Genomic DNA, 1,686 nt, shown 5'->3' with positions numbered 1-1,686 from the left:
AGCAATCTTTTTGTTTGTTTAGGATTTTTTTGGATGTAGTTCCAAGTGTAGCTCATGGTTTTTGAGGTTGATAAAAGTGATTAATTTTATCTTATTTTACCATAAGTTTGTTTTTTGGAGAGGTCTACTCAATAATTTAGTATTCATAATATAGAATTTTTAGTTGAGATGTAAACATAGGATTGATATAAAAAGGGAATAGGGAACAGGGAATAGGGAACAGCAGGAAATAGGAATATTTTTTGGTGTTATGATAAATCAGCCGGAAATGCTATATCATTATTTATGTGGCAATAATTAATGCGCTAATCACACTTTATCTAAAAATTAGCCATATACAAATTATCCACGCAACCGTTTATTTTTGAAATAGTCTCACATTCTGTTAAAGTCAAATAGGTCGCCACCAATCACTGATGATCAATCACTGATGATCAATAATGTCAAAGTAATTCACCATCCCCTTGTGCAGCATAAGTTAAGCCTGATGCGTCAGGCTGGAACGAGTACAGCCAAATTTCGTAAACTCCTTAAAGAAGTTGGGTTATTGTTGGCATACGAGGTAACAAGGGACTTGCCCCTAAAGTATGAACCAATCAATACACCAATCGCGCCGATGCTAGCTCCGATGCTGGCTTCAGAAAAGAAGATGGTGATTGTCTCGATTATGCGAGCCGGACAGGGTCTGTTAGATGGCATTCTAGAACTCATCCCATCGTCTCGTGTCGGTCATATCGGTTTGTACCGTGACCCCCATACCTTTGTACCCATCGAATATTATTTCAAACTCCCCGATGATATGAGTCAGCGAGATGTGTTGGTGGTTGATCCGATGTTAGCTACAGGTAATACTGCCGTTGCTGCTGTTGACCGACTCAAGGAAGTTAGCCCGAAGTCAATTAAGTTTCTGTGCTTATTAGCAGCACAGCAAGGGCTTGACTATTTCCAACAGCAGCATCCAGATGTAGTGATTTACACGGCGGCTATTGATCAAGAATTAGATCACCATGGCTATATTATTCCAGGACTTGGGGATGCAGGCGATCGCTTGTATGGTACGAAGTAATCTAATATAGCGCTACGGACAAGGCAAGAGGCAAGAGGCAAGAGGCAAGAGGCAAGAGGCAAAAGTTTACTATAGTATTATGGAAATGTCTTTTGCTCCTGATTCAACTTAGGTTTTCTGCCCCTACCTTTTTGATTATATATTCCTCTTATTTTTTGATATTCCCATCTATTTAACCAGTTATATATAGTTTTTCGATTGACTCCAAATAGTGACGTTAATTCATTGATATAAAACTTTTGATAACTCAACAATATACATTTATAGCAGTCGCCAGGGCAGTTAGGACATGACAAAAGTCTCAAACTACAGTTTGGCTTGAGTTTAACTTCTGACTTCTGACTTCTGACTTCTGCTATAGCTCTGTCTCTCACTTGCGGTGCGAGGGTGAATCTCAGTTTTGCCTAATTGCAAAACTGAGATGCACCCTACACGATGGAGAGCAGTATCTAGTGGAAAAATACAATATTTCCGTGTCTCTAGGGTTGCAACTGCTAGATCCACAACCGTTACCGAAAAAATTGGGTAATCGCGCCCCGTCCTTATAGGAGACGCGCGCCTCAGAGTTAAGAAGCATTTATTGGGAGCAGGCTATGAGCAAAAGGGTTAAAACTTATTAA

General features: G+C 39.7%; 1 protein-coding gene and 1 pseudogene. One reads left to right on the top strand and one right to left on the bottom strand.

Annotation, left to right across the window (positions count from 1 at the left end; translation table 11 throughout):
• Positions 1-430: 430 nt before the first annotated feature.
• On the top strand, positions 431-1,066 hold the full coding sequence (gene upp, locus F6K20_RS37360; RefSeq protein ID WP_287298236.1) for a uracil phosphoribosyltransferase: 636 nt from the start codon (positions 431-433) through the stop codon (positions 1,064-1,066).
• Positions 1,067-1,158: 92 nt separating this feature from the next.
• On the opposite strand, the pseudogene F6K20_RS37355 reads toward upp, so the two are convergent.
• Positions 1,159-1,329: pseudogene (locus tag F6K20_RS37355) on the bottom strand (helix-turn-helix domain-containing protein); the annotation flags it as partial.
• Positions 1,330-1,686 lie beyond the last annotated feature (357 nt).

Source organism: Moorena sp. SIO2C4 (genome assembly GCF_010672485.1).
Classification (GTDB): domain Bacteria; phylum Cyanobacteriota; class Cyanobacteriia; order Cyanobacteriales; family Coleofasciculaceae; genus Moorena; species Moorena producens.
The sequence above is the reverse complement of the archived record's forward strand: the minus strand, read 5'-3'. Positions and strand labels throughout refer to the sequence as shown.

Bases quoted from the DNA above. Each gene is read 5' to 3' on its own strand.
- upp (WP_287298236.1), top strand. From the start codon at position 431: ATGATCAATAATGTCAAAGTAATTCACCATCCCCTTGTGCAGCATAAG.